This is a genomic window from Nonomuraea sp. NPDC052634 (assembly GCF_040678535.1).
Taxonomy (GTDB): Bacteria; Actinomycetota; Actinomycetes; order Streptosporangiales; family Streptosporangiaceae; genus Nonomuraea; species Nonomuraea fastidiosa.
In genome coordinates, this window is the sequence record NZ_JBFATY010000017.1 from 46,046 (window position 1) to 70,538 (window position 24,493).

At 73.1% G+C, this 24,493-nt stretch carries 24 protein-coding genes; 19 read left to right on the plus strand and 5 right to left on the minus strand.

What is annotated here, in order from left to right; all coding sequences use genetic code 11:
* Positions 1–22: 22 nt before the first annotated feature.
* From AB0K67_RS38450 to AB0K67_RS38465, 4 genes are all read left to right on the plus strand, one after another.
* A complete protein-coding gene (locus tag AB0K67_RS38450; RefSeq protein ID WP_364070004.1) occupies positions 23–667 on the plus strand; it encodes a helix-turn-helix domain-containing protein in 645 nt (214 codons plus the stop codon).
* A 150-nt stretch (positions 668–817) separates the two neighbouring features.
* Positions 818–1,348 (plus strand): GNAT family N-acetyltransferase, encoded by a 531-nt coding sequence (locus AB0K67_RS38455; RefSeq protein WP_364070006.1) that lies wholly within the window; start codon positions 818–820, stop codon positions 1,346–1,348.
* Between the two features lie 794 nt (positions 1,349–2,142).
* Complete coding sequence (locus AB0K67_RS38460; RefSeq protein WP_364070008.1) at positions 2,143–4,488, plus strand: beta-galactosidase; 2,346 nt, start codon at positions 2,143–2,145, stop codon at positions 4,486–4,488.
* The gene (locus AB0K67_RS38465) at positions 4,485–5,123 is read left to right on the plus strand and encodes a bifunctional 4-hydroxy-2-oxoglutarate aldolase/2-dehydro-3-deoxy-phosphogluconate aldolase (protein ID WP_364070010.1); all 639 of its coding nucleotides are present in this window, start codon (positions 4,485–4,487) and stop codon (positions 5,121–5,123) included. The genes AB0K67_RS38460 and AB0K67_RS38465 overlap by 4 nt, the downstream gene beginning before the upstream one ends.
* A gap of 87 nt (positions 5,124–5,210) precedes the next feature.
* On the opposite strand, the gene AB0K67_RS38470 is transcribed toward AB0K67_RS38465, so the two are convergent.
* Positions 5,211–5,930: an FCD domain-containing protein gene (locus tag AB0K67_RS38470; RefSeq protein ID WP_364070012.1), complete on the minus strand. Its 720-nt coding sequence runs from the start codon at positions 5,928–5,930 to the stop codon at positions 5,211–5,213.
* Positions 5,931–6,118: 188 nt separating this feature from the next.
* Here AB0K67_RS38470 and AB0K67_RS38475 point away from each other — a divergent pair, with 188 nt between their 5' ends.
* The 3 genes from AB0K67_RS38475 to dgoD are packed head-to-tail and all read left to right on the plus strand — an operon-like array spanning position 6,119 to position 9,264.
* Positions 6,119–7,357, plus strand: coding sequence for a cellulase-like family protein (locus AB0K67_RS38475; RefSeq protein WP_364070014.1), 1,239 nt, complete (start codon positions 6,119–6,121; stop codon positions 7,355–7,357).
* Positions 7,354–8,106 carry an SDR family oxidoreductase gene (locus AB0K67_RS38480; RefSeq protein WP_364070016.1) on the plus strand — a complete coding sequence of 251 codons (753 nt, stop codon included), beginning with the start codon at positions 7,354–7,356 and terminating at the stop codon, positions 8,104–8,106. Before AB0K67_RS38475 ends, AB0K67_RS38480 begins: the two co-directional genes overlap by 4 nt.
* A gap of 12 nt (positions 8,107–8,118) precedes the next feature.
* Positions 8,119–9,264, plus strand: coding sequence for a galactonate dehydratase (dgoD, locus tag AB0K67_RS38485; protein WP_364070018.1), 1,146 nt, complete (start codon positions 8,119–8,121; stop codon positions 9,262–9,264).
* A 70-nt stretch (positions 9,265–9,334) separates the two neighbouring features.
* On the opposite strand, the gene AB0K67_RS38490 is transcribed toward dgoD, so the two are convergent.
* Both AB0K67_RS38490 and AB0K67_RS38495 read right to left on the minus strand, forming a co-directional pair.
* On the minus strand, positions 9,335–9,901 hold the full coding sequence (locus AB0K67_RS38490; RefSeq protein WP_364070020.1) for a hypothetical protein: 567 nt from the start codon (positions 9,899–9,901) through the stop codon (positions 9,335–9,337).
* Positions 9,902–9,917: 16 nt separating this feature from the next.
* A complete protein-coding gene (locus AB0K67_RS38495; RefSeq protein WP_364070022.1) occupies positions 9,918–10,550 on the minus strand; it encodes a TetR/AcrR family transcriptional regulator C-terminal domain-containing protein in 633 nt (210 codons plus the stop codon).
* A gap of 72 nt (positions 10,551–10,622) precedes the next feature.
* On the opposite strand from AB0K67_RS38495, the gene AB0K67_RS38500 reads away from it, so the two are divergent.
* From AB0K67_RS38500 to AB0K67_RS38530, 7 genes are all read left to right on the plus strand, one after another.
* The gene (locus AB0K67_RS38500) at positions 10,623–11,573 is read left to right on the plus strand and encodes a hypothetical protein (RefSeq protein ID WP_364070024.1); all 951 of its coding nucleotides are present in this window, start codon (positions 10,623–10,625) and stop codon (positions 11,571–11,573) included.
* Between the two features lie 29 nt (positions 11,574–11,602).
* Positions 11,603–12,781 (plus strand): FAD-dependent monooxygenase, encoded by a 1,179-nt coding sequence (locus AB0K67_RS38505; RefSeq protein WP_364070026.1) that lies wholly within the window; start codon positions 11,603–11,605, stop codon positions 12,779–12,781.
* A 238-nt stretch (positions 12,782–13,019) separates the two neighbouring features.
* Positions 13,020–13,697, plus strand: a complete 678-nt coding sequence (locus AB0K67_RS38510) for a TetR/AcrR family transcriptional regulator (protein WP_364070028.1) — start codon at positions 13,020–13,022, stop codon at positions 13,695–13,697.
* A complete protein-coding gene (locus AB0K67_RS38515) occupies positions 13,694–14,887 on the plus strand; it encodes an FAD-dependent monooxygenase (RefSeq protein WP_364070030.1) in 1,194 nt (397 codons plus the stop codon). Before AB0K67_RS38510 ends, AB0K67_RS38515 begins: the two co-directional genes overlap by 4 nt.
* 46 nt (positions 14,888–14,933) lie before the next feature.
* The gene (locus AB0K67_RS38520; protein WP_364070032.1) at positions 14,934–15,884 is read left to right on the plus strand and encodes a cyclase family protein; all 951 of its coding nucleotides are present in this window, start codon (positions 14,934–14,936) and stop codon (positions 15,882–15,884) included.
* Between the two features lie 44 nt (positions 15,885–15,928).
* Positions 15,929–16,381 carry a MarR family transcriptional regulator gene (locus tag AB0K67_RS38525; protein WP_364070034.1) on the plus strand — a complete coding sequence of 151 codons (453 nt, stop codon included), beginning with the start codon at positions 15,929–15,931 and terminating at the stop codon, positions 16,379–16,381.
* Positions 16,378–17,577 carry a glycosyltransferase gene (locus AB0K67_RS38530; RefSeq protein WP_364070036.1) on the plus strand — a complete coding sequence of 400 codons (1,200 nt, stop codon included), beginning with the start codon at positions 16,378–16,380 and terminating at the stop codon, positions 17,575–17,577. Before AB0K67_RS38525 ends, AB0K67_RS38530 begins: the two co-directional genes overlap by 4 nt.
* Before the next feature lie 7 nt (positions 17,578–17,584).
* Here AB0K67_RS38530 and AB0K67_RS38535 read toward each other — a convergent pair whose 3' ends face one another.
* Both AB0K67_RS38535 and AB0K67_RS38540 read right to left on the minus strand, forming a co-directional pair.
* Complete coding sequence (locus tag AB0K67_RS38535; protein ID WP_364070038.1) at positions 17,585–18,796, minus strand: cation:proton antiporter; 1,212 nt, start codon at positions 18,794–18,796, stop codon at positions 17,585–17,587.
* Between the two features lie 112 nt (positions 18,797–18,908).
* A complete protein-coding gene (locus AB0K67_RS38540; RefSeq protein ID WP_364070040.1) occupies positions 18,909–19,526 on the minus strand; it encodes a TetR/AcrR family transcriptional regulator in 618 nt (205 codons plus the stop codon).
* A gap of 161 nt (positions 19,527–19,687) precedes the next feature.
* Between AB0K67_RS38540 and AB0K67_RS38545 the strand changes: the two genes are divergently transcribed.
* The 5 genes from AB0K67_RS38545 (at position 19,688) to AB0K67_RS38565 (ending at position 24,334) form a co-directional block, all read left to right on the plus strand.
* Positions 19,688–20,131, plus strand: coding sequence for a CBS domain-containing protein (locus AB0K67_RS38545; protein ID WP_364070042.1), 444 nt, complete (start codon positions 19,688–19,690; stop codon positions 20,129–20,131).
* Positions 20,132–20,204: 73 nt separating this feature from the next.
* Positions 20,205–21,728, plus strand: a complete 1,524-nt coding sequence (locus AB0K67_RS38550) for an FAD-dependent oxidoreductase (RefSeq protein WP_364070044.1) — start codon at positions 20,205–20,207, stop codon at positions 21,726–21,728.
* Positions 21,725–22,333 (plus strand): TetR/AcrR family transcriptional regulator, encoded by a 609-nt coding sequence (locus AB0K67_RS38555; protein WP_364070046.1) that lies wholly within the window; start codon positions 21,725–21,727, stop codon positions 22,331–22,333. Before AB0K67_RS38550 ends, AB0K67_RS38555 begins: the two co-directional genes overlap by 4 nt.
* 253 nt (positions 22,334–22,586) lie before the next feature.
* On the plus strand, positions 22,587–24,131 hold the full coding sequence (locus tag AB0K67_RS38560) for an acyl-CoA carboxylase subunit beta (RefSeq protein ID WP_364070074.1): 1,545 nt from the start codon (positions 22,587–22,589) through the stop codon (positions 24,129–24,131).
* Positions 24,128–24,334, plus strand: a complete 207-nt coding sequence (locus AB0K67_RS38565; RefSeq protein WP_364070048.1) for an acyl-CoA carboxylase epsilon subunit — start codon at positions 24,128–24,130, stop codon at positions 24,332–24,334. Before AB0K67_RS38560 ends, AB0K67_RS38565 begins: the two co-directional genes overlap by 4 nt.
* Positions 24,335–24,493: the final 159 nt, after the last annotated feature.

Sequence of the window (24,493 nt, forward strand, 5' to 3'; positions counted from 1 at the left end):
GGCCGGTGATCCAGCGGGCGGCGTGGGAGGCGAGGAACGCCACCACGTCGGCCACGTCGTCCGCGTTGCCGAGCCGGCACAGCGTTCAAGCCTCCGGGAGCGACGACGGGTCCAGACGCAGCGCACGATCCAGGCGCACGCGATCCGTCCGTTCAGCGAGCGCGGCTACGACGCGACGACCATGAACGACGTCGCCGAGGCGGCCGGGGTGTCGCCGATGACGCTCTACCGGCACTTCCCCACCAAGGAAGATCTCGTACTGATCGACCAGCACGGCGAGCTCATCGCCGAGCGCATCACCGCCTCCCCGCCCGATCAGCCGCTGGTACGCCGCATCGGCCGCGCACTCGTCGCCGCGGCCACCGCACTGACCGGCGACGGCGCGGAGGCCGACCGGCGGTCCCTGCTCGTCCGCCTCCGGCTCATGATCTCCACGCCCGCGCTGCGGGCCCGCCACCTGGACGACCAGTACGCGCTCCAGCAGGCCATCATCGGCCCGCTCGGGGACGAGGTCGCCGGTCCCGAGACGGCGTTCCAGGCGCAGGCGGGCGGCCAGCGCCTGCCTGGCCGCCCTGCACACGGCGCTGGTGCGCTGGGCCGAGGACGACGGCCGCGCCGATCTCGCGGACCTGATCGCCAAGGCGCTCATGTCGGTCTTCGGCGCTGACGTGCTCGACGGCACCGAGGCGTAGGGAGGGTGCGGGGCAGCGACGACGCCGACGCGCGGAAGGAGCGGGGCGGGAGTGGCCGGGGCGGAGGATCCGAGCCCGGCGGTCCCGCCGCGTAGACCCCGCAGGTGCGCACCTACGATCACCACATGACCAACCCCAGCGAGCAACTGCTGACCACACGGCTGTCGCTGCGGCGGCCGGTCCCGGACGACGTCGACGCGATCTTCGCCGTGCACAGCGACCCCGGCACCTGCCTGCACAACTCCTCCGACGCCCTGACCGGGCGTGAGGAGGCGGTGGAGCTCTGCCAGCGCTGGGACGCACACTGGCAGCGGTACGGCTACGGCTACTGGGTGGTGCGCGACCGCGAATCGGGCGGCACGCTGGGCTTCTGCGGCACCAAGCGGATGGAGCTGGACGGCGCGGACGTCCTGAACCTCTTCTACCGCTTCGAGGCCGCGTCATGGGGCCGGGGCGTGGCGACCGAGGCCGCGGCCGCGGTGGTGGGCTGGGTGACGGAACGCGTCCCCGACCTGCCCGTCATCGCCCGCGTCCGCCCCGCCAACACCGCCTCCCAGCGCGTGGCGACGCGCGCCGGACTGACCCGCGCCGAACACCTCGACACCACCGGCGAGGACGGCCTCGACTGGATCTACGCGAAGAACCTCCGGATGTAGGACTTGGCGGCTGCCGGTCCTCGACGACGTCACCTGGGTGTGCACGATCAACGAGCCGAGCATGCTCTGCCTGCTGCGCGACTGGGAGGCCGTCGAGATGATCGCCGCCCGCCTGCCGGAGCCCGACGTCAAGGTGGCGGAGGTGCTCGTCCGCGCGCACAAGGCCGCGCGCGAGGTGCTGGCCGGGCGCGGCGGGCTGCGGTCCGGGTGGACCATCGGCACACAGGACTTCCAGGCGCTGCCCGGCGCCGAGGAGGTGGCCCACGCGTACGGCTACTACCGCGAGGACTTCTTCACCGAGGCCGCCGCGGGCGACGGCTTCATCGGCGTGCAGAGCTACTCGCGTACGGTGATCGGCCCCGACGGTCCGGTGAAGGTGCCCGAGGGCGTGAGACGAACCTCCTCGGCTGGGAGTACTACCCGGCCTCGCCCGGCAACGCGCTGCGCCACTCGTGGGAGCTGGGGCGCGGCACCCCGCTCATCGTCACCGAGAACGGGTTCGCCACCCGCGACGACGAGCGCCGCATCGACCACACCGCCGCCGCGCCTGCCGGCGTGCGGGACGTCGGCGTCGGGCCCGAACTGGCCGGGGTCGCGTCCTGTCGAGGCGAAGCAGGCCAGGACGGGCTCGCCCGCCACCGCGATGGACGACGGCGTGAACGTGCGCGGCTACCTGTACTGGTCGCTGCTCGGCGTGACTCCGCCGACATCCGCAAGCCCGACTAGTAGTATTTTTTCGATCAGTCGTCGTACCGTACGGCGGCGGTCGTCCGGCCATGAGGAAAGGTGCAGCTGTGCGACGACTCGGCGTCCCGCGCCAGATCCCCCCGCCGGTGGAGGGTCATCTGCGGCTGGGCGACCCGCCCGGCGGGCCGGACGCGATCACCGTGAACTCCCGCCACCTGAGCCGGGGCGGCAGGCCGTGGTTTCCGATCATGGGCGAGTTCCACTACGCCCGCTACCCGGTGGCCGAGTGGCGGGAGGAGCTGCTGAAGGTGCGGGCGGGCGGGGTGACGGTCGTCGCCACGTACGTCTTCTGGAACCTGCACGAGGAGCGCCGCGGCGTCTTCGACTGGAGCGGCGACCGTGACCTGCGGCGGTTCGTACGCACCTGCGCCGAGCTCGGCCTTGACGTGGTGGTGCGGATCGGGCCGTGGGCGCACGGCGAGTCGCGCAACGGCGGCTTCCCCGACTGGGTGCTGCGGGCCGATTGCGAGCCGCGTACCGACGACCCACGCTACCTGGACCTGGTGCGCCCGCTGTTCGAGCAGATCGGCGCGCAGCTCGCCGGGCTGACCCGCGCGCACGGCGGCCCGGTGGTGGCGGTGCAGGTGGAGAACGAGCTGCACGACCGGCCGGGCCACCTCGTCACGCTCAAGCGCATGGCCGAGGCGGCGGGCATCGACGCGCCGCTGTGGACGGCGACCGGCTGGGGGCACGCGCGGCTGCCGCCGGACGAGGTGATCCCGCTGTTCGGCGGCTACCCGGAGGCGGCGTGGGACACCGCGCACGACGGCTGGCCGCAGCAGAGCAGGGCGCACTACTTCTTCGGCCCCGGCCGCGACGACGACTCCATCGGGGCCGACCTGCGTACGACGGCGGTGACCGGGTCGGACGAGAGCCACCTCGCGCGCTACCCGTTCGCCACCTGCGAGCTGGGCGGCGGGATGTACACCTCCTACCACCGCAGGCCGATCATCCAGGCCGCCGACATCGCCGCGCTGGCGCTGGTGAAGCTGGGCAGCGGGTCGGTGTGGCAGGGCTACTACATGTACCACGGGGCGTCGCAGAAGATCGGCGCGCTGTCCACGCTGCAGGAGTCGCACGCCACCGGCTACCCCAACGACTGCCCGGTCATCACCTACGACTTCCAGGCGCCGCTCGGCGAGTACGGCCAGGTCCGCGACTCCTATCGGCACCTGCGGCGGCAGCACCTGTGGCTGGCGAGCGACGGCCCCGATCTGGCCGGCATGACGCTGGTGATGCCGCCCGACGCCCCCGCCGACACGGCCGACCGGCGGACGCTGCGCTGGTGCGTACGCTCCGACGGCCGCTCCGGGTTCCTGTTCGTCAACAACCACCAGCCGGTCGAGACCCTGCCCGCGCACGAGGGCGTGCGGTTCGCGGTCGAGCTGGGCGGGCGCGAGCTGGTCGTCCCGCGCGAGCCGGTGACGGTGCCCTCCGGGGCGTACTTCGCCTGGCCGCTGGCCCGCCCGGTCGGCGGCGCCACGCTGCTCACCGCCACCGCGCAGCCCATGGGCGTGCTGGCGGGCGACGAGCCGGTGCACGTCTTCTGCCAGACGGCGGGCATCCCGGTTGAGCTGGTCTTCGACGCCGCCACCGTGAGCGAGGTCGAGGGCCCCGCGACGGCGGAGCGCGACGGCGACCGCCTCGTGGTCACCGATCTCGCGCCCGGCACCGGATGCCTGCTGCGGATCCGCGACGCCTCCGGGGGCCGTGCGGCCGTCCTCGTCCTGGACGCCGATCGTGCGCTGAACGCGGCGGCGGGCCGGCTGTGGGGCGCGCACCGGCTGGTGCTGAGCGAGCGGCCGGTCGTGATCGAGGACGACCGGCTGACGGTCTACGGGCGGGGCTCGTCCGAGGTGCGGATCTACCCCGCGCCCGCCTCAGCGACGCGGACGGACGGCGTGTTCGGCCTGCTGCCCGCGCCGGCTCCGGCCGGTCAGCCGCCCGAGCCCAAGGTGGAGGAGATCAGGCAGGCGGGCCCGGCCCGGGCACCGGTCATCGACCCCAGGTCAGGGCGGGCGTCCGCGCCGGCCGACACCGACTTCGAGCAGGCCGCCGTCTACCACGTCACCGTCCCGCGCGAGGCTTTGACCGGTGATGACGAGGTGCTGCTGCGGCTCGACTGGGTCGGCGACGTCGGCCGCGCCTACATCGGCGGCCGCCTGGTGGCCGACCAGTTCTGGTACGGCCCCGCCTGGGAGATCGGGCTGCGCCGCTTCCGCGACGCGGTGCTGGAGCACGGCATCGAGATCCGGCTGCTGCCGCTGCGCGAGGACGCTCCCGTGTACGTCTCGCCGCAGGTGCGGCCCGGCTCCTATCCCGGCGGCTCCGTGCTGGAGCTGCGCTCGGTCAGCCTCGTCCCCATGCCCAGGCTCACCTTGGAGGAATCATGACGACGCTTGATGAGGCGCTGGCGGAGCTGCCCGTCATCGCCATCATCAGGGCCGCCGAGGCCCGCCACCTCGACGCGGCGCTGGAGACCCTGGCCGGGTCCGGCCTGCGGGCGATGGAGGTCACCATGCCGACCCCCGGCGCGACCGAGGCGATCCGCCGGGCCACCGGGCTTGAGGGCGTGGCGGTCGGGGCGGGCACCGTGCTCGACGCCGCCTCGGCGCGCAAGGCCGTGGACGCGGGTGCGGGCTTCCTCATCACCCCGGCCGTGCTGCCCGAGGTGATCGCGGAAGGGCGGCGGCTCGGCGTGCCCGTCCTGCCGGGGGCGTTCACGCCGACGGAGATCGTGCAGGCGTGGTCGCAGGGGGCCGCCATGGTGAAGGTCTTCCCGGCCGGTGCGGCCGGCGGGCCCGGCTACATCAAGGACGTGCGGGCGCCGCTGCCGCAGATCCCGCTGGTGCCGACGGGCGGCATCGGCATCGAGGACGTGCCCGCCTACCTGGCGGCCGGGGCGCGCGCGGTGGGGATGGGCTCGCCGCTGCTGGGCGACGCGTGCGCGGACGGCGACATGGCGGCGTTGGCCGCCCGCGCCAGACGCCTGGTCGATATGGCCGGTCGACGGCCATCGGACGGGTGAACAAGACGCTATGACCGGGTCCGGCGCGAGGGCGCGGAGTTGCGGGCTCGGCGCTCGCGACAGAGCGCGGGAACGCGGGCTCGGCGGTCAGCGGGCCGTCTGCTCGCCGTGGATCTTCTTGGCCAGCTCGACGTCCGCGATCGAGCGCTCCATGAGCGACCGCATCGCGGTCTCGGCCGCCTTCGGCCGCTGCTTGCGCACGGCGAGCAGCACCTCGGCGTGCTTGTCCGTGGACTCGCTGGTGAGCGTGGCGTGCACGAACTGGTCGCGCAGCCGCAGCCCGGCCTCGATCGCGCTGGCCATCTGCGTCATCAGCTCGTTGTGCGCGGCGCGCAGCAGGGCGTGGTGGAAGGCCAGGTCGGCCTCGACGTGATCACCGGTGGCCCCGCCGGCCGCCGCTCGCATGGCGGCCAGGGCGTCCTCGAGGTCGGCGAGGTCGCGGTCGGTGCGGCGCTGGGCCGCCATGCGCGCCACGGCGGGCTCGACGGTCAGCCGCACCTCTCCCAGCTCGTCGAGGAACCGCTCGTCCACGCGGTCGGCGAAGCGCCAGCGCAGCACGTCGGCGTCGAGCAGCGCCCACTGCTCGCGGGGCGCGACGAAGGTGCCGCGCCGGGGCCTGGCGCCGACCAGGCCCTTGGCGGCCAGCACGCGCAGCGCCTCGCGTACGGCGGTCCTGCTCACCGCGAAGCGCTCCTGCAGCTCTGCCACGTCGAGGTCGTCGTCGGGGAGGAGGTCGCCGTTGACGATGGCCGTGCCGAGGCTGCTGACCACCCGGTCGTGCGCGCCGGATCTCCCGATCTCCGTCATGGCGGAATCATGCCACGCCCGCACTCCCTGCCACCGCCCTCATGATCACCCATGCCCGAGTCAGCTGAGCATACTAGTGAGAACATTAATCATACTTTTTCTTGACGTCGTACGAGGCAGGGCGGCATCCTGCTCGTCGAGTCCCGTACCCGGGCACCTCACCTGCCGATCCTGAGGGAGCCGACCTGTTGTCCACTTTGACCATCACGCTCTGGGACTTCTCCTGGTACGCCAGGACCGGGCCCGGCGAGCCGTTCGAGGATCTGGACCGCGCCTTCGACGAGGCGGTGGCACGCGGCTACAACACGGTCCGGATCTGCGCGATGCCGTACCTGCTGTTCGGGTCGGGGCTGGACACCTCCGCGCTGACCTTCGCCCCCTTCGGGCGCGGTTACGGCCTCGGCACCCGCTGGTACGACCTGCGTGCGAGCGCGACGCTGGACGGCCGCGCCCACTTGCTGGCGCTGTTCGAGGCGGCCAGGCGGCACGGCTGCAAGGTGATCGTCTCCTCCTGGGAGTACCAGCAGAGCTCGAGTTTCCTGGCCGATCCCGCCTGGTACGAGGCGCTGCGCGCGGTGCCGCCGGAGCGGCGGGCGGGCGCGCTGGCCGAGGCGCTGGCCGGCCTGGTCGACTTCGTGGCCGGGCACGGGCTGGCCGAGCAGATCGCGTTCGTGGAGCTGCACAACGAGGTCCAGGCCTCCTGGCTCACCGAGGCGCTGCCGCCGGGCGAGCCACCGGTGCCAGGGCTGCGGCCGTACTTGGAGAAGGCGCTGGACGCGTTCAAGTGCCGGCATCCCGACGTGCCCGCGACCGTGAACTACGCGGGCGTGCCCCACGGCGAGCTGCGCGGCGTCCCCGCGAACATCGACGTCGCCGTCTTCCACCCCTACGTCTACGGCGTGCTGGACGAGCTGGTCGGCACGTTCGCGCTGCGCGATCCGTCCCGGCCGTTCCCGCAGGAGCGCGCCCGCCGCGAGCTGCTGCGTCCGGACGCGCCCGACGTGGCGGAGTGGGGGCCGCAGCAGGAGTGGCGGACGGCGGCCACGGTGGTGTCGCCGCGCGAGGTCTATCTGCACGACTGGTGCGACCCGGCCCGCTTCGACCGCTGGCTGTACGACCGGTACGCCGCCTACCGCTACGGCATGGACGAGAAGCTGCGCTTGTGGATCGAGGTGGCCGCCGACTGGGCCGCCGCCCGGGACCTCCCGCTGGTGTTCGGCGAGGGCTGGGTCGGCTACACCCCGCTGCGCGGCACGTTCGAGGAGGGGCCCGTGGGGGCCGGGATCTGCCTGGACGCCGTACGCCACGCCAGGGACACCGGCGCATGGGGCACCGTCGTGTGCTCGAACGCCGCCCCGCACCACCCCATGTGGGACGACGTGACGCTGCAGGTCACCGCCAACCGGATCTTCACGGAGGGACGATGAGCGACCGCTTCACCGGCAGGACCGCCCTGGTCACCGGCGCCGCGTCGGGCATCGGCGCGGCCACCGCCCGCCGCCTGGCCGCCGAGGGCGCGCGGGTGCTGCTCGCCGACATCGCCGACGAGCCCGGCCGCGAGGTGGCCGCGTCGATCGGCGAGCGGGCCGCGTACGTGCACCTGAACGTCGCCTCCGCCGGCGACTGGGCCGCCGCCCTGGACGAGGTGCGCGACCGGTTCGGCCGCCTGGACGTGCTGCACGCCAACGGTCCCGGCCGGGTGGTGCCCGCGCGTCCGGCGCACGAGATGCCGGAGGCGGACTGGGACCTGCAGATCGACGTCTCGCTCAAGGCCGCGTACCTGGCCGCGCGGACGTTCTGCCCGCTGCTCGCCGAGACCTCGGGCGCGCTGGTCATCACCTCGTCGGTGCACGCCCAGACCGGCATCCCCGGCTGCGCGCCGTACGCCGCCGCCAAGGGCGGGCTGCAGTCGCTGGCCAGGCAGCTCGCCGTCGAGTACGCGCCGCGCGTCCGCGTCAACGCCGTCGTCCCCGGCCCGATCATGACCCCCGCCTGGGACGGCATCGATGAGGCGGGCCGCGACGCCACCCTCGCAGAGACCCTGGCGGGCCGCTTCGGCACACCCGACGAGGTGGCCGCGGCGGTCGCGTTCCTCGCCTCGCCGGACGCCTCGTTCATCACCGGAGCCTGCCTCAACGTCGACGGCGGCTGGAGCATCTCCACCACCTCCTCTTAGGAACGGAACCCCATGAAGATCGTTTCTCTGGACACCTTCCTCGTCCCGCCACGCTGGCTGTTCCTGCGGATCCGCACCGACGAGGGCGTCACCGGCTGGGGCGAGCCGATCGTCGAAGGCCGGGCGGAGACCGTCCGCGCCGCCATCGCCGAGCTCGCCGATTACCTCGTCGGCCAGGACCCGCTGCGCATCGAGGACCACTGGCAGGTCCTCACCAAGGGCGGCTTCTACCGGGGCGGCCCGGTGCTGTCCAGCGCGGTCGCCGGCATCGACCAGGCGCTGTGGGACATCGCCGGCAAGTCCGCGGGGCTGCCCGTGCACCAGCTCCTGGGCGGGCCGGTGCGCGACAAGGCCCGCATGTACGCCTGGATCGGCGGCGACCGTCCCTCCGAGGTCGCCGAGCAGGCCAAGGCGCAGATCGAGGCCGGGTTCACCGCCGTGAAGATGAACGGCTCGGCCGAGCTGACCGCCATCGACACCCCGGCCCGCACCATGGAGGTCGTCCAGCGGGTCGCCGCCGTCCGCGAGGCCATCGGCGACCACAACGACCTGGTGGTGGACCTGCACGGCCGGGCCACCACCGCCATGTCCAGGCGGCTGCTGCCGCTGCTGGAGCCGTACATGCCGCTGTTCGTGGAGGAGGCGGTGCTGCCCGAGCACTCGCGCAACCTCTCCGCGCTCGCCGCCAGCACCTCCATCCCGCTGGCCACCGGCGAGCGGCTGTTCTCACGGTGGGACTTCCGCGACGTCATCGGGCACGGCATCGCGGTCGCCCAGCCGGATGTGAGCCACGCGGGCGGCATCTCGGAGGTCCGCAGGATCGCCGCGATGGCCGAGACGTACGACGTCAGCATGGCCCCGCACTGCCCGCTCGGCCCGATCTCGCTGGCCTCCAGCCTGCAGCTCGCCTTCGCCGTCCCGAACTTCCTCATCCAGGAGCAGAGCGTCGGCATCCACTACAACCAGGGCAACGACGTCCTGGACTACCTCGTCGATCGCGAGCCGCTGACCTTCCCCGGCGGGTACGCCACCCGCACCACCCGGCCCGGGCTCGGCATCGAGATCGACGAGGCCGAGGTGGAGCGGGCGGCCGAGCGCGGCCACCGCTGGCGCAACCCGACGTGGCGGCACGCGGACGGCTCCTTCGCCGAGTGGTGATGCCCGTGCTTCACGCCTGAGCCGGCGATCTCGGCACTCGCGCTCGGCCCGGGGCGGATGCCACCATGGCTCAGTGGATCTCACCGACCCGGGCACGTTCCTGCTCGGCGCGCCGCACGAGTTCTTCGCCCGGCTGCGCCGCGAGGACCCGGTCTTCCTGCATCGCCGTCCCGACCGGCCGCACTTTTAGGTCGTGACCCGCTACGACGACGTGGTGCGCGTCTCGCGCGACCCGTCGTTCTCGGCCGAACGCGACGGGGCCTTCGTCGACGAGCAGCCCGACCGGCGGGGCCGGACACTGGTCAGCCTGGACCCGCCCGCGCACGGCGAGCTGCGCGGCCTGATCGACGGCGCGTTCACCGCGCAGGCCGTCGCGCGGCGGGCGGGCCGCGTGCGCGCGCTGTGCGGGCAGGTCCTCGACCGGGTGGCCGGGAAGGGCGAGTGCGACTTCGCGCGGGACGTCGCGGCCGAGTTCGCGATCGCGGTGCTGGCCGACGTGATCGGTTTCCCCGATGACGAGGACCGCCGCCGGGTCCTGCGGCTGGCCGACGTCCTCGACGATCCCGAGCAGCCGCCCGCCGGAGTACCTGTGCTCGACCTTCGCCAACGGCATCCGCTCGCTGCCGGTGCGCTTCACCCCCGCCGGGTAGCGGTCAGCGGAGGCGGGACTCCAAGCCGTCGAGCACCACGCCGAGCTGGCGTTCGAAGCGCTGGTCGCCGTCGTCGCGCAGGTGGAAGGCGGCCTTGACCAGCTCGACGCCCTCCCCCAGCCACTTGTCGCGCTCCTCGGCCGAATAGCGGTCGCCGTCGTCGTCCGGCCGCCGGCGCTCCTGTTCCTCGATCACGAAGCCGACCACGAACGCCGTGATCACATCGAGCGCGTCGTCCGCCTCGGCCAGCGAGAAACCGGCCCCGGTCAGCAGCTCAAGCCAGGACTCCTTCTGCCGCACCACCTCCGGGTCGACGTAGCGGGTGCCGCTGAAGATGCGCGCGCCGTCGCGGTGGCGCAGGTACTCGGCGCGCAGGACGCGGGCGTACGCGGCCAGGCCCTCGCGCCAGCCGGCGCCGTGATCGATCTTCCCGAGCGCCTCGATCACCCGGCGGATGACGAACGTGGCCATCTCGTCAAGCAGTTCCTGCTTGTTGCGTACGTGCCAGTACAGCGCGGGCGCCCCCACGCCGAGCCGGGACGCGAGCGCCCTGACCGTGAGCGCGTCCATGCCCTTGTCATTGAGCAGGTCGAGGGCCGCCGCCACGATCCGCTCCCGAGTGATGCCCTTCGCCACGCTTGACACCTTAACAAAGTTCAGGGCATCGTTGAGGCCGTCGGAATTGAACTTAGTTCAGGAGGCGCTGTCATGCGTGCTGCCGTCATCGAATCCCCCGAAGCCGCCCCCGTGTGCGCGGACTTCCCCGACCCCGAGCCGCACCCGGGCCGCGCGCCGGTCAGGCTCGTGGGCGCGGGCCTGCACCACGTCGTCCGGGGCATGGCCACCGGCCGCCACTACGGCAGCGGGAAGGGGTTCCCGATCGTCCCCGGCATCGACGCGGTCGCCAGGACGCAGGACGGGCGGCTGGTCTACACCGGCCTCCCCCGTGCGCCCTGGGGCACGTTCGCCGAGTCGATGGTCACCCCGTTCGAGGTGGAGGTCCCTGAAGGGGCCGACCCGCTCGCCGTCGCCGCCGGCATGAACCCCGCGTCGGCGGGCTGGATGCCGCTGACCGCCCACCGCAGGGAGACGGGCGCGCTGGGCACGGTGCTGGTGCTCGGGGCCACCGGCATGTCGGGCGGCCTGGCCGCGCGGGCGGCGCTGGCGCTCGGCGCGAAGCAGGTCATCGCGGCCGGACGCGACCGCGAGTCGCTGGACCGGCTGGGCGCACTCGGCGCCGTCACCGTCCCGATCTCCCAGGAGGACGCGCGCGCGGTGCTCGCCCCCGTGCTGGCCGACGCGCAGCCCGCGCTGATCCTCGACTTCGTGTGGGGCTGGGTGGCCGAGGCCGCCTTCGCCGCGCTGTCGGCCTTCCGCCCCGGCAACGAGGACGAGACGGTCTCGTACGTGCAGATCGGCTCGCTCGCCGGGAACGAGGCGGCGCTGCCATCGGAGCTGCTGCGCAGCCGGCGGTTCCGGGTCACCGGCAGCGGACTCGGCTCGGTCTCCAAGGCCGACCTGATCACCGAGTTCCCCGAGATGATCGCGCGGTTCGCCGACGGCACGTTCGAGGTGCCGTACACCGCCTATCCGCTGAGCCGCGTCGGCGAGGCGTGGGCGCACCAGGGGCGCACCCGCGCGGTCATCGTCCCCGACTGAGTCCGAGAGAGTCCGGAGAAAGGAGAGACATGATGCCGAAGCGCGCTTTGGTCGTCGGGCTCGGGATCGCCGGCATGTCCGCGGCGATCGGGCTCCGGCAGGCGGGATGGCAGCCGGTCATCGCCGAACGGGCCCCGGAACGCCGCAGGGGCGGCTACTTCATCGGCCTCATGCCCGAGGGCAGGCAGGCCGCCGAGGATCTGGGCATCTCCGGCCACCTGCACACCCGCAACCCGCCCGGCGGCGGGAAGGCGTGGTCGCTCAACCGGCGCGGCGGCCTCGAACCCGGGCTGGGGTTCCTGCATCAGCCCGGCGACCCCGCCGCGGTGGTCCGCGGCGACATCGAGGCCGCGCTCTGGGAGGGCGTGTGCGGAGGCGGGACGGACGAGCCCATCCCCGTATGGTTCGCCACCAAGCCGGTCGGGATCGACGAGCTCGACGGCGGCGTCCGGGTGCTGCTGGAGGACACCCGTACGGGGGCGCTGCGCAGCGAGACCTTCGACCTGGTGGTGGGCGCCGACGGGCTGCGCTCGAACGTGCGCCGCATGGTCTTCGGACCGCACGAGGAGTTCATGACCGACTGGCACGCCATGATCTGCGCGTTCCAGCTCAAGGAGCAGGTCCCGTCGTTCGGGGAGTCCGACAGCGTCACGGTCGCGCGGGCGGGGCGTGCGGTGTGGGTGTTCGGGTTCGCCGACCGGCCTCCGACCGTGCTGCTGACGTACCGGACCGACGACGTCCAGGCGGAGTTCGCCGCCGACCGGATCGCGCGGTTGCGCGAGGTGTTCTCCGACCTGGACGACCCCGTGGTGCGGCACGCCCTGGACGCCCTGGAGGAGACGCCTGACTTCCTGTTCGACTCGGTGCATCAGGTGAAGATGCCCACGTGGAGCAGGGGGAGGGTGGTGCTCGTCGGCGACGCGGCCTGGTGCCTGAACCTGTACTCGGGCATGGGCGCCACCTTCGGTCTGCTGGGCGGTGCCGAGCTCGGCCGGGCTCTACGGGGGCATCCCGGCGACCTCGGCGCCGCGCTGACCGAGTGGGAGTCGCGGCTGCGCCCGTCCGTCGTCAAGCACCAGCACATGGCCCGGCTGAAGAGCCAGATGTTCGTGCCGTCGAACCTGCCCATCGAGGCCGTCCGCTCCGTGGCCGTGCGCCTGGCCTGCACCCTGCGGGAACGCAGGCGCGCCAAGGCTCAGGCGGCGTGACCGTCCGGTCGCGCGCGGGCCTCTCGCCTCGCGGCCGGGCGCCTGATCCCGGGTGCTCGCCGGTGCCGCCGGAGATCCAACAGGTTCTCCGGCGGCACCTGCGCGCCGCCTACGACTCTCCCGTACGCCGCTTCCTGCTGGAACGCGGCCAGGAATCAGGGTCGTCTTGAGCGCGGCGGGAACGCGCGCGTAGTATCAGGGCAGTCGTACAGGACGATCGCCCTGATTGGAGGGAGCCATGGCCTCCCCTGCGGCCGAGCGCGGGCGCGCGGTCCGGGAACGGCTGCTCAACGCGGCCGCCGAGCTCATCCCCGAACGCGGATGGACGGCGGTGAGCACGCGGATACTCGCCGAGCGGGCCGGGGTGACGCCGAGCGTGGTGCACTACCACTTCCCCTCGCTGGCGAGCCTGCTGAACGAGGCCGCGGTCGGCCGGATGCGGGCTCTGCTCGCCGAGATGAACGAGCTGCTGGCGAGCGCACCGCCGCCCGGCGCGGCGATCGAGGTGCTGTTCGGCTCGATCGAGGAGTACACCGGCACCGACCCCACCTCGCTGCTGTTCGTCGAGGCGTATCTGGCGAGCACCCGCGACGCCGAGCTGCGTGAGCGGATCGCCGAGCTGGTCGCCGAGTTCCGGCAGCGGTTCGGGGAGTCGCTGGAGCGGCACGGCGTGCCCGACCCGTACGGGACCGCCGCCGTGCTGGCGGCCTGCGTGGACGGCCTGATGCTGCACCGGGGCCTGGGGCTGAAGGCCGATGGCGCCTCGGCGGTGCTGCGCAGGCTGCTCGCCACGGCCTCCGAGCCCGCCGCACCCGCCACACCCCGTGCTACCGCCACGCCCAACGCCACCACCACACCTCACGCCGCCCCTGGCGCCGCCCCTGATTCCGCCGCCCCCGAGGAGGAGCGCCCATGAGAACCGTGATATCCGGAGCCGGGATCAGCGGTCTGGCGCTGGCCCACCGGCTCGCCGCCCTGGGCGGTGAGGTCGTGGTGGTGGAACGGGCTCCGGGGCCCCGACCGCAGGGCTACATGATCGATTTCTTCGGTCCCGGGCTGGAGGCGGTCGAGGCCATGGGGCTGCTGCCGGCGTTCGAGCGGGCGGCCTACGACTATCCCGAAGGGCACCTGGTCGGCGAGGACGGCCGCCGCCGGGCCACGCTCCGTACAAAAGGGTTCGCGCGCGGCCGGCTGCTGAGCCTCATGCGTCCCGACATCGAAGCGGTGCTGGCCGAGCACCTTCCGGCCGAGGTCGAGGTGCGTTACGGCGTGGCGCTGACCGGGGTGGACGAGCGGGCGGGCGGGGTGGCGGTGACGCTCTCCGATGGGGCCGCGCTGGAGGCCGATCTGCTGGTGGGCGCGGACGGTATCCATTCGACGGTGCGCCGGCTGGTGTTCGGTCCCGAGGAGCGCTACCTGCGCTACCTGGGGCTGCACACGGCGGCGTTCACCTTCGACGCGCCGGACGTGCACGCCGCCACCCGGCGCGCGTTCTGTCTCACCGACTCGGCCGACCGGCAGATGGGCTTTTACGCGCTGCGCAACGGCCGGGTCGCCACGTTCCTGGTGCACCGCAGCGCCGACCCGGCGCTGCCGGACGATCCGCGGGAGGCGATCCGGCGCGCCTACGCCGGTCTCGGCTGGGTGACGCCGCGCGCCCTGGAGCAGATCCCGCCGGCCGAGGAGATCTACTACGACCAGGTCGCGCAGATCGAGACGCCGCGCTGGAGCTCGGGCCGTACCGTGCTGCTCGGCGACGCCGCCTACGCCGTGTCGCTGCTCGCCGGGCAGGGCGCATCGCTCGGGATCGCGGGCGCGTACGTGCTGGCCGACCGGCTCGCGCACGCGCCGTCGATCGAGGAGGCCACGGCCGGATTCGAGCGGATGTGGCGGCCCGTGGTCGAGGAGCGGCAGCGCAACGCCCGCTCGCTGGCGCGCTGGTTCCTGCCCTCGTCGCGGTCGGACCTGCGCATCCGGCGCGTGGTGCTCGCGCTCAGCCGGGTCCCCTTCGTCACCGGGTTCGTGACGTCGGCGCTCACCGGCAAGGACGTCCGCCTCGCCGACATCCTTCCCGGCACGCCGGTCGCCGCTCGAACCCGGCCGTAGCGGGGTAGCGTGCCCTTGACCCCAGCCCGTACGCCCGGAGGAGCCGATGCAGCGACAGACACCCGCCCAGGACGACGTGCTCGGCTACTTCGACACGCTGTCGAACTGGGGGCGCTGGGGCGACGACGACCAGCTCGGCACGCTCAACCACATCACCGATGACGTCCGCCTGGCCGCCGCGCGTGCGGTGCGGCACGGCAGGAGCGTGTCGTGCGCCTGGGAGGTCGCCGTACCGGAAGAGATGGAGCGGGCGACGACGGCCTGCCCGTGCGCCGCCGACATGCCGGGTGCCGAGCACATGCCGTCGCCCACCTTCCGCAACGACCGGCGCTGGGGTTTCTCCACCGAGCGGCTCGGCCTCATCTTCCACGGCAACACGATCACCCACCTCGACGCGCCGTGCCACATCTTCTGGGACGGCGCGATGTACAACGGGCGGCCGCACGAGCTGGTCGACGCCGACAAGGGGTCGGCGTGGGCGGCGGTCACGGCCGCGGCGCTCGGCATCGTCACCCGCGGCGTCCTGCTCGACGTCGCCACGGTGCGCGGGGTGCCGTGGCTGGAGCCGGGTCAGGGCGTCTTCCCCGAGGACCTTGAGGAGGCCGAGCGCCGCCAAGGGGTGCGGGTACGTCCGGGCGACGCGGTGCTGCTGCGCACCGGGCGCGGCCGCCTCCGGCACGAGGCGGGCCCGCAGGGCGGGTACGAGCAGGCGGGCTGGCATGCGGCCTGCCTGCCGTGGCTGCACGAGCGGGACGTCGCGCTGATCGGCGCCGACACTCCGCAGGACGTCCAGCCGTCCGGGTACGCCGACGTGCTGATGCCGGTCCACGCCGTCGGCCTGGTCGCCATGGGCCTGTGGCTGCTCGACAACTGCGATCTGGAGGCGTGTACGGCGACGGCGGCCGAGCTCGGCCAGTGGGACTTCCAGCTCGCGGTCGCGCCGGTCCGCTTCGCCGGCGTCTCCGGCAGCCCGGTCAACCCGATCGCCACCTTCTGATCGGTTTGTTCGGCACAGTCCGAACAAACCGATAGTATCGATGGATGAGCGTCGATGAGTTCGTGGAGAGCGCCGGGCTCTTCTACGAGCGGCTCGGGCTGAGCCGCACGTCGGGCCGCGTCATGGGCTGGCTGCTCGCCGCCGAGGCCGACAGCGCCGACGCGCCGGAGCTGGCCGAGGCGCTGGGCGTGGCCAAGAGCAGCATGAGCGTCGCCCTGCGGCAGCTGGAGCAGGCGGGCCTGATCGAGCGGTTCCGGGTGCGCGGCGGGCGGCGTGACCGCTACCGCCTCGCCGAGGACGTCTTCCTGCGCGCCTTCCGCGCGAAGCTGGCCGAGTTCGAGGGCTTCCGCGCCCTGGCCGAGCAGGGCCTGCGCGCCGTGGGCGACGACCCGGCCCGCAGGCGGCGGCTGGAGCTCATGCGCGACATGTACGCGTTCATGATGGACCGCTTCCCGCGGCTGCTCGACGAGTGGGACGCGCTCAAGGAGCGCCGATGAGAGCGCTGCTGCTGGCCGTGGGCAGCCGCGGCGACGTGCAGCCCTTCCTCGCGCTGGCCGTGGGGCTGCGGGCCGCCGGCCACCGGCCGCTGCTGGCGGCGCCCCGCCGTTTCGCGCCGCTCGCCGCCGCGCGCGGCGTGGAGTTCGCCGGGCTCGACGACGCGCTGCTCGCGCTGCAGGACACCGTACGCGGGCAGGGCGTGCGCGCCGCCGTCACCGCCGCACGCTCGCTCCAGCCGATGCTGCGCCGCCTGCTCGCCGACCAGGCGGCGCTCGCCGCGCATCCGGCCGACCTGGTCGTGCATCACCCCAAGGCGCTCGGCGGCCCCTCGCTCGCCGAGAAGCTCGGCGTCCCGGCCGTCGCCGGCCTGCTGCTGCCGCTCTACCTGCCCACCTCCGCCTTCCCCTCGCCCATCTTCCCCGTCCGCGTGCCGCGCCTGCTCAACAGGGCGACCTGGCGCGTCGCCTCCGCCGTCGAAGCGCCGCACCGGGGCACCGTACGCCGCTGGCGGGCCGAGGCGCTCGGCCTGCCCGCCCGGTCACGGCCGATGTCCGAGCTGGTCGCGGCGGGCGACGTGCTGCACGCATGGAGCCCGCACCTGCTTCCCGCGCCCGCCGGCTGGCCCGCGTCCGCCCGGCCGACCGGCTTCTGGACGCTGCCAGGAGACGACCGGCCACCGCCGGAGCCGCTGGCCCGCTTCCTCGACGGCGGCGACCCGCCGGTCTACGTCGGGTTCGGCAGCTCCTTCAGCGGCGATCCCGAAGCGCTGACGCGCACGGTGCTGGAGGGGGTGCGGCTGGCCGGGCGGCGCGCGGTGCTGGCCACCGGCTGGGGCGCGCTGCGCCGCGCGGCCGGTGGGGACGACGTGCTGGTGGTCGAGGAGGCTCCGCATGAGTGGCTGTTCCCGCGCGTGGCGGCCGTCGTGCACCACGGCGGCGTCGGCACGGTGGCCGCGGCGCTGCGCGCCGGCGTCCCGCAGGTGATCCGCCCCTTCCTGGGCGACCAGCCGTTCTGGGCCCGGCACCTGCACCGGCTCGGCATCGCGCCGGCGCCGCTCACCGGCCGCCTCTCCCCCACCCGCCTCGCCGCCGCCATCGAGTCGGCGGCCGCGCTCGCGCCCGCCGCCCGGGCGCTGGGCGAGCGGGTCGCCGCCGAGGACGGCGTCGCCGCCGCCGTCGCCCGCATCACCGCTTAGCGGCCCGTCACGCCTTCGCCTTCGGCCCCCTGATCTTTCTGGCGACGCCGTACCAGGCGGGCAGCCCGCGCTCGTCGTCGAACCAGCGGGCGACCACGATGTCGGTGGAGGAGTGCAGCAGGATCGAGGTCACGATCGTCACCGCCACGATCTGGAACACCTGCGGCGCCGCGGTGATGCCGGAGGCCAGCACGAGCAGGCCGTAGACCACGGAGGCGAAGCCCTTGGGGCCGAACCAGGCCACCGCGGCCTGCTCGCGCAGCGACAGCCCGGCGCGCAGGAAGGACACCCAGATCGCGATGGGACGGGCCAGCGCCAGCGCGCCGAGGGCGAACAGCCAGCCCTGCCAGCCCACCGCGAGCAGGGACGGCGTGATGAGAGCGCCGAACACCAGCAGCGCCGCCAGCTTGAACACCTCGGCGATCAGCTCGCCGAAGTGCTCGAACGACTCGCGCTGCCGCGGCCCGAAGGTGGCAACGGTGATGCCGGCGGAGAAGGCGGCCAGGAACAGGTTGCCGTGCGTGGCCTTGCCGATGGCGAGCACGAGCAGGCCGATGGCCAGGGCGTTGAGCGGCTCGTACTGCGTGGAGGCGGCGAACCAGCGGGTCTGCTCCAGCTTGATGGCCAGCCACGGCACGGCCACGCCGATCAGCACGCCGAGGCCCAGCTCCAGCGCCAGCTCGCCCAGGTGCAGGTCGTGCGAGCCGGCGGCGATGGCCAGGAACACCAGCACGAACGGCAGCGCGAGCCCGTCGTTGACGCCGGACTCGACGTTGAGCAGCTGCCGCAGCCGGGGCGGCACCTTCTCGTTGCCGACCAGCGCGGCGGCGAAGACCGGGTCGGTGGGCGCCAGGATCGCCCCGACCAGCAGCGACTCGATCCAGCCGAGCCCGAGCAGGTAGTGCGCGCCGACCGCGGTGATGACCAGCGTGAGCGGCAGCCCCCAGCCCAGGGCACGGCCCGGCAGCCGCCACGCGCTGCGCAGGTCCTGCCAGCCCACCCGCATGCCGTCGGTGAACAGCACCGCGAACAGCGCCAGCTCCGACAGCGTGGCCACCAGCGGATCTGCCGCCGTCAGCGAGATCACGCCGAGCACGCCGTCGCCGAGCACGAATCCGGCGACCAGGAACAGCGCGGCCGTGGACAGGATCGTGCGGTGGGCGAGGCTGGACAGCAGCACGGCCAGCAGGAGCAGGGCGGCGAACGCGGTCAGGAGCATGGGGGGAACGGACCTCCGGTCGGTCACTCGGAACTGGACATCCGCCGACCAGACTTCCCGGCACACCGCGACCTACGGTAACAGCACCGTGCTCGCCGACGTCCAGCCGCCTTCAGGCGAGGCGGCGGCCGGCCTCCGAGCGGACGAAGTCGCCCATCGCGGCGTACACGTCGGCCATGGCGGCGCCGATCGCGCCGGCGTGCTCGGCCGACAGCACGTTCACGCCCAACCGGCAGGTGAGGTGGCGGTGCAGGACGATGGTGCCGGCGTGCATCGCGCTCATCACGGCGGCGGCGTCGCGGGTCCTGGCCGAGCCCGCGGGGAAGCGGTCGGGCCAGGTGGCGGTCAGGAACTGCTCGGTCACCCGGACCGCGCCCTCGAAGAAGGCGTCGGCGGCGGGGCTGCCGTCGACCATGGCGCGGGCGAGGTAGCGCGCCATCGGCTCGCTGGTGTCGTACAGGGCGGCCAGGCCGCCCGGGTCCGGCTCGGCGGTCTCGTCCTTGGCGCGCTCGACGAGCCGGGCGAGCACGTACGCGTCGCAGGCGTCGCGCAGACCGTCCTTGGTGCCGTAGTGGTGCTGGACCAGGCCCACGGACACGCCCGCAGCGGCGGCGATGTCCTGCAGCCTGGCCGCCTTGACGCCGCGCTCGGCGAACTCGGCCAGTGCGGCGTCCCTGATCCTCGCCCGCGCCGTCACCTCGTCGAGCGGTCTCCCCTGGCGGTCGCTCACGCCGGGACTATATCTCGATACTGTTTCCGGTATCGGGATATTGTGCTGATGGTGATTTTCACGTTCGGCGGCGCGGGCGGGTGCGTCTTGGTACGTTCATGGGCGGTGTGCCGGGAAGTCTGGTCGGCGATACCGTTGAACGTCGATTCTGAGAGGCCCCCATGCGCGCCCGCGATCTGACCGCGCCCTTCCCCACCGTCACGCTCGACACCTCGGTGCACGAGGCCGCCAGGCTGCTGTCCGAGCAGCGGCTGCCGGGCCTCATCGTGCTCGACGGCCGGGGGCGCCTGTTGAGCATTCTGCCGGGCACCCAGGTGCTGCGGCTGGCGGTGCCCGCGTACTGCATGGAAGACCCGATGCTGACGCGCGTCGTGGACGAGGCGCACGCCGACCGGTTCCTGCGCTCCCTGGCCGACCGCACCGTGCGCGACGCCCTGCCCGAGCAGCCGCGCGAGCTGCCGATCACCGATCCCGACGCGACCATGCTGGAGGTCGCGGCGCTCATGGCCCGCACGCACAGCCCGGTGGTGGCGGTGGTGGAGGACAGGCAGCTCTTGGGCGCGGTGACGTTGCAGGCGCTCATGGACTGGGCGATCACGACCTGACGCCGTCCGCCTCGATCGACAGCTCGTCGATCGGGCGCCGATAGCCGGCCATCGCGGGTCCGGAAAACCCGTCGTGGACAGCGCGGCGCCTCGCGTCTATTTTGTTTACGAGACCGTTCCGTTTATTAATGAGGTGGCCATGGACGCCGACGTCCTCGTGGTGGGAGCCGGGCCGGTCGGCCTGGCCCTGGCGATCGCCCTGCGCCAGCACGGCGTCTCGGTACGCGTGATCGACCGGGCGCCCGGCCCCGCCACCACGTCGCGGGCCAACTTCGTGCACGCGCGCGGCTCGGAGGTGCTCGACCGGCTGGACGCGCTGAGCGGCCTGCCGGAGGAGTCGGTCAGGGCGATGACGATCACGACGTACGCCGGCGAGCGCCCCGTGATGCGCATCCGGTTCGGCGATCCCGGGCTGGACACCGCCGCTCCACCGATGGTGATCTCCCAGGCCCGCGTCGAGGCGCGCCTGCGCGACCGCCTGGCCGAGCTGGGCGTGCGGCCGGAGTGGGGCTGCGGGCTGGTCGCGGCCGAGCAGGACGCGGGCGGCGTCACCGCCGTGCTCAGCGACGGCCGCAGCCTGCGGGCGGGCTGGCTGGCCGGCTGTGACGGCTCCGGCAGCACCGTGCGCAAGCTCGCCGGCATCGGCTTCCCCGGCGTCAAGCTGAGCGAGCGCTTCCTGCTCGTCGACGCGACACTCGACACCACCCTCGACAGGTCGGGCACCAGCGGCTGGGTGCACCCGCAGGGCATGCTGGGCGCCATGCCCATGCCCGGCGGGCAGTGGCGGCTGCTCGCCTACGACCCCGCGTTCACCGAGGACAAGCCGGGCGAGGAGCGGATCGTCGAGCGCATGGCCCGCATCCTTCCCGAGCGGACGGGGCTGAGCGGCATCCGGCTGCTCGACGCGTCGTGGGCGTCGCTGTTCCGGGTGCACCGCCGCCTCGCCGACGCCTACCGCCGCGGGCGCGTCCTGCTGGCCGGGGACGCGGCGCACGTGCACGCCCCGTTCGGCGGCCAGGGCATGCTCACCGGCATCGGTGACGCCGAGAACCTCGCGTGGAAGCTGGCGCTCGTCGTGCAGGGCAGGGCCGGGGAGCGCCTGCTGGACACCTACGAGGCCGAGCGGCGCCCGCTGGCCACTCAGGTGCTGCGCGGCAGCACCGCCACCACCAAGGTCAACATCGCCTCTGGGCCCGTCGGCCGCTTCCTGCGCGACCGGGTGATCGTGCGGGTGATGAACGTCGCGTGGGTGCAGCGGCGGGTCACGTACACGACGTCCCAGCTGTGGGTCAGCTATCGGCGCGGCCCGCTCGGCGGCGGCGGGCGCAGGCCGCGCCCCGGCGACCGTGTTCCCGACCTGGCCTGCGAGCGGCCCGACGGCACCTCTACCCGGCTGCACGCCGAGCTGCGCGGCCGCTGGGCGGTGCTCGGCGGCCACGACGCGTTCCAAGCCGCGCATCGGCGGCTCGGCGGCCACGTCGTGCACCTGCGGCCGGTGCGCACGCTGCCCGCTATGCTCGTACGCCCGGACGCCCATCTGGCCTGCAAGGGCGGCCCCGCCGAGATCACCGGTTGGCTGGACGGAGCACTCGCGTGACCGCTGCCCGAGGACGCGGACGCCCCCGCGACCCCGAGACCGACTCCGCCATCCTGCGCGCCGCGCTCGAGCTGTTCATCGAACGCGGTGTGGAGGGCACCAGCATCGAGCAGATCGCCAAGCGCGCAGGGGTGGGCAAGCTCACCGTCTACCGCCGCTGGAGCACCAAGGAGGACCTGATCGCGCAGGCCGTCGAGCAGACGGTCAGCGCCGACATGGTGCCCACGCCCGGCGAGGTGCGGGATCTCGCGCCGCAGGACATCGTCGAGCGGGCGCTGAAGACGGCGGCGGAGACGACCGCGAGCCCCGCCTTCCGCGCGCTGGTCGCCCGCATGATGGGCGCGGCCGTCAGCCACCCGCGGCTCATGGCCGTCTACTGGAAGCACCACGTGCTGCCCCGCCGCGAGCTGGCCGCGGCCATGCTGCGCCGCGCCCAGCAGGAGGGCACGGTGGCCGCGGACGCCGACCTCGATGTGCTCATCGACATGATGGCCGGGGCGGTCACCTGGCGGGTGCTCCAGCCCGACCCGCCCGACGCCGCCGCCATGCTCGGCTATCTCAAGAGCGTCTATCGCCAGGTCGGCCTGTATCGGGACGCCGATTAGTTATTCGGTGAACGCCGCGCGGCCATTGTTCGGCGTTAAATGCGGCTAACCGCGGTTCATCTCCCGTTATGAGAGCCGAGAGGGAGACCGTCACCGCCGGGACACCCCTAATGCTTAGGGGTTGGTTTGCCGCACCACTCCCCGTAATGTCCGGCTCGCATGGATAGTCGATATGCATTTCACTGGCTCTCTACGGGGGAGTTGTATGAGTAGAACCGCGCCGGGCCCTGTGAGTCAGCTGCCGCAGGAGACCATGCGCGACAGGATCGCCGAGCTCGAGCTGTTGCGGGACGGCATCATCCAGGGACCCGACCCGAGGGCCACCGACAAGCAGCACGCCGCCGGGAAGCTGACCGTGCGGGAGCGGTTGGACGCTCTGCTGGATCCGGGCTCGTTCATCGAGGTGGAGCCGTTCCGCCGGCACACGGCCACCGGGTTCGGGCTGGAGGACCGGCGCCCCTACACCGACGGGGTCGTGGCCGGTTGGGGGCGGGTGCACGGGCAGGACGTGATGGTCTACGCCCACGACTTCCGCATCTTCGGCGGCGCGCTGGGCGCGGCGCACGCCGAGAAGATCCACAAGGTGATGGACCTGGCCGCCTCGGCGAAGGTGCCGCTGATCGGCCTGAACGACGGCGCGGGCGCACGCATCCAGGAGGGGGTCACGGCGCTGGCCGGCTACGGCGGCATCTTCCGCCGGCATGTGCGCATGTCGGGGGTGGTGCCGCAGATCAGCGTGATGCTCGGCCCGTGCGCGGGCGGGGCCGCCTACTCCCCGGCGCTGACGGATTTCGTGTTCATGGTGCAGGGCACCGCGCAGATGTTCGTCACCGGCCCCGATGTGGTGCGGGCGGTGACGGGTGAGGACATCACCCGCGAAGGCCTGGGTGGGGCGGAGGCGCACTTCACCCGCTCCGGGGTGGCCGGGTTCGTCTACGACGACGAGCAGGCGTGCCTGGAGGACGTGCGGTTCCTGCTGTCGATGCTGCCGCCCAACAACCAGGAGCTGCCCCCTGCCGTGGCCTGCACCGACCCGGTCGACCGGCGTAACGACGCGCTCATCGATCTGGTGCCCAGTGATCCGGCGCAGAGCTACGACATGACGGCGGTCATCGAGGAGGTCGTCGATGACGGGCAGTTCTTCGAGTTCCATCAGGGCTGGGCGCAGAACCTGATCTGCGGGCTGGCCCGGCTCGGCGGGCACGTGGTCGGGATCGTCGCCAACCAGCCCGCTCACCTGGCGGGCGTGCTCGACATCGGGTCGTCGGAGAAGGGCGCCCGCTTCATCCAGATGTGCGATGCGTTCAACATCCCCCTGGTCAGCCTGGTGGACGTGCCCGGCTTCCTGCCCGGGGTGAACCAGGAGCACGGCGGGGTGATCCGGCACGGCGCCAAGCTGCTGTACGCCTACTGCGCGGCCAGCGTGCCCCGCGTCCAGGTGATCGTGCGCAAGGCGTACGGGGGTGCGTACATCGTGATGGACTCCCGCTCGATCGGCGCCGACCTGTCTTTCGCCTGGCCGACGAACGAGATCGCGGTGATGGGCGCGGAAGGCGCGGCGAACGTCATCTTCCGGCGGGAGATCGCCGCCGCCCCCGACCCCGAACGGCAGCGCATCAGGCGCGTGGAGGAGTACCGGCGCACGCTCATGCACCCCTATCACGCCGCAGAGCGTGGCCTGGTGGACGACATCATCGACCCCCGCGACACCCGGGCCCGGCTGATCAGGGCGCTGGAGCTGCTGCGCGCCAAGCACGTGCCCCCGCCGTACCGCAAGCACGGAAACCCGCCGATGTGAACGAGATCAAAGTCATCGCCGGAGCTCCCACGGCCGAGGAGATCTGCGCGCTGGTCTGCGCGCTCCGCCTGCGCACCGCCGCCCCCGCGCCCCCGCCCCGCCGTACGGCCCCCTGGGTACGGCAGGGAGACCACCCGACCGCCGAACATCTGGTGCCCGGCCCGGCAGGCGAGCGGTGGATCGAGTCCGGGTCCCCCCTGTGAGCGAACCCCTGCCGGGGACCACGAGAGCATGACGAACCGCCGCCCACCGGGGCGACCTCCGGCGGAAAAGGCGGCTCGAATGGCCACTGCCGACCCCTTGCCCCGCACCGCCGATTCCGGCGAATTCCCTGCGTAAACCCGCGAAAAATGGCGGACTTA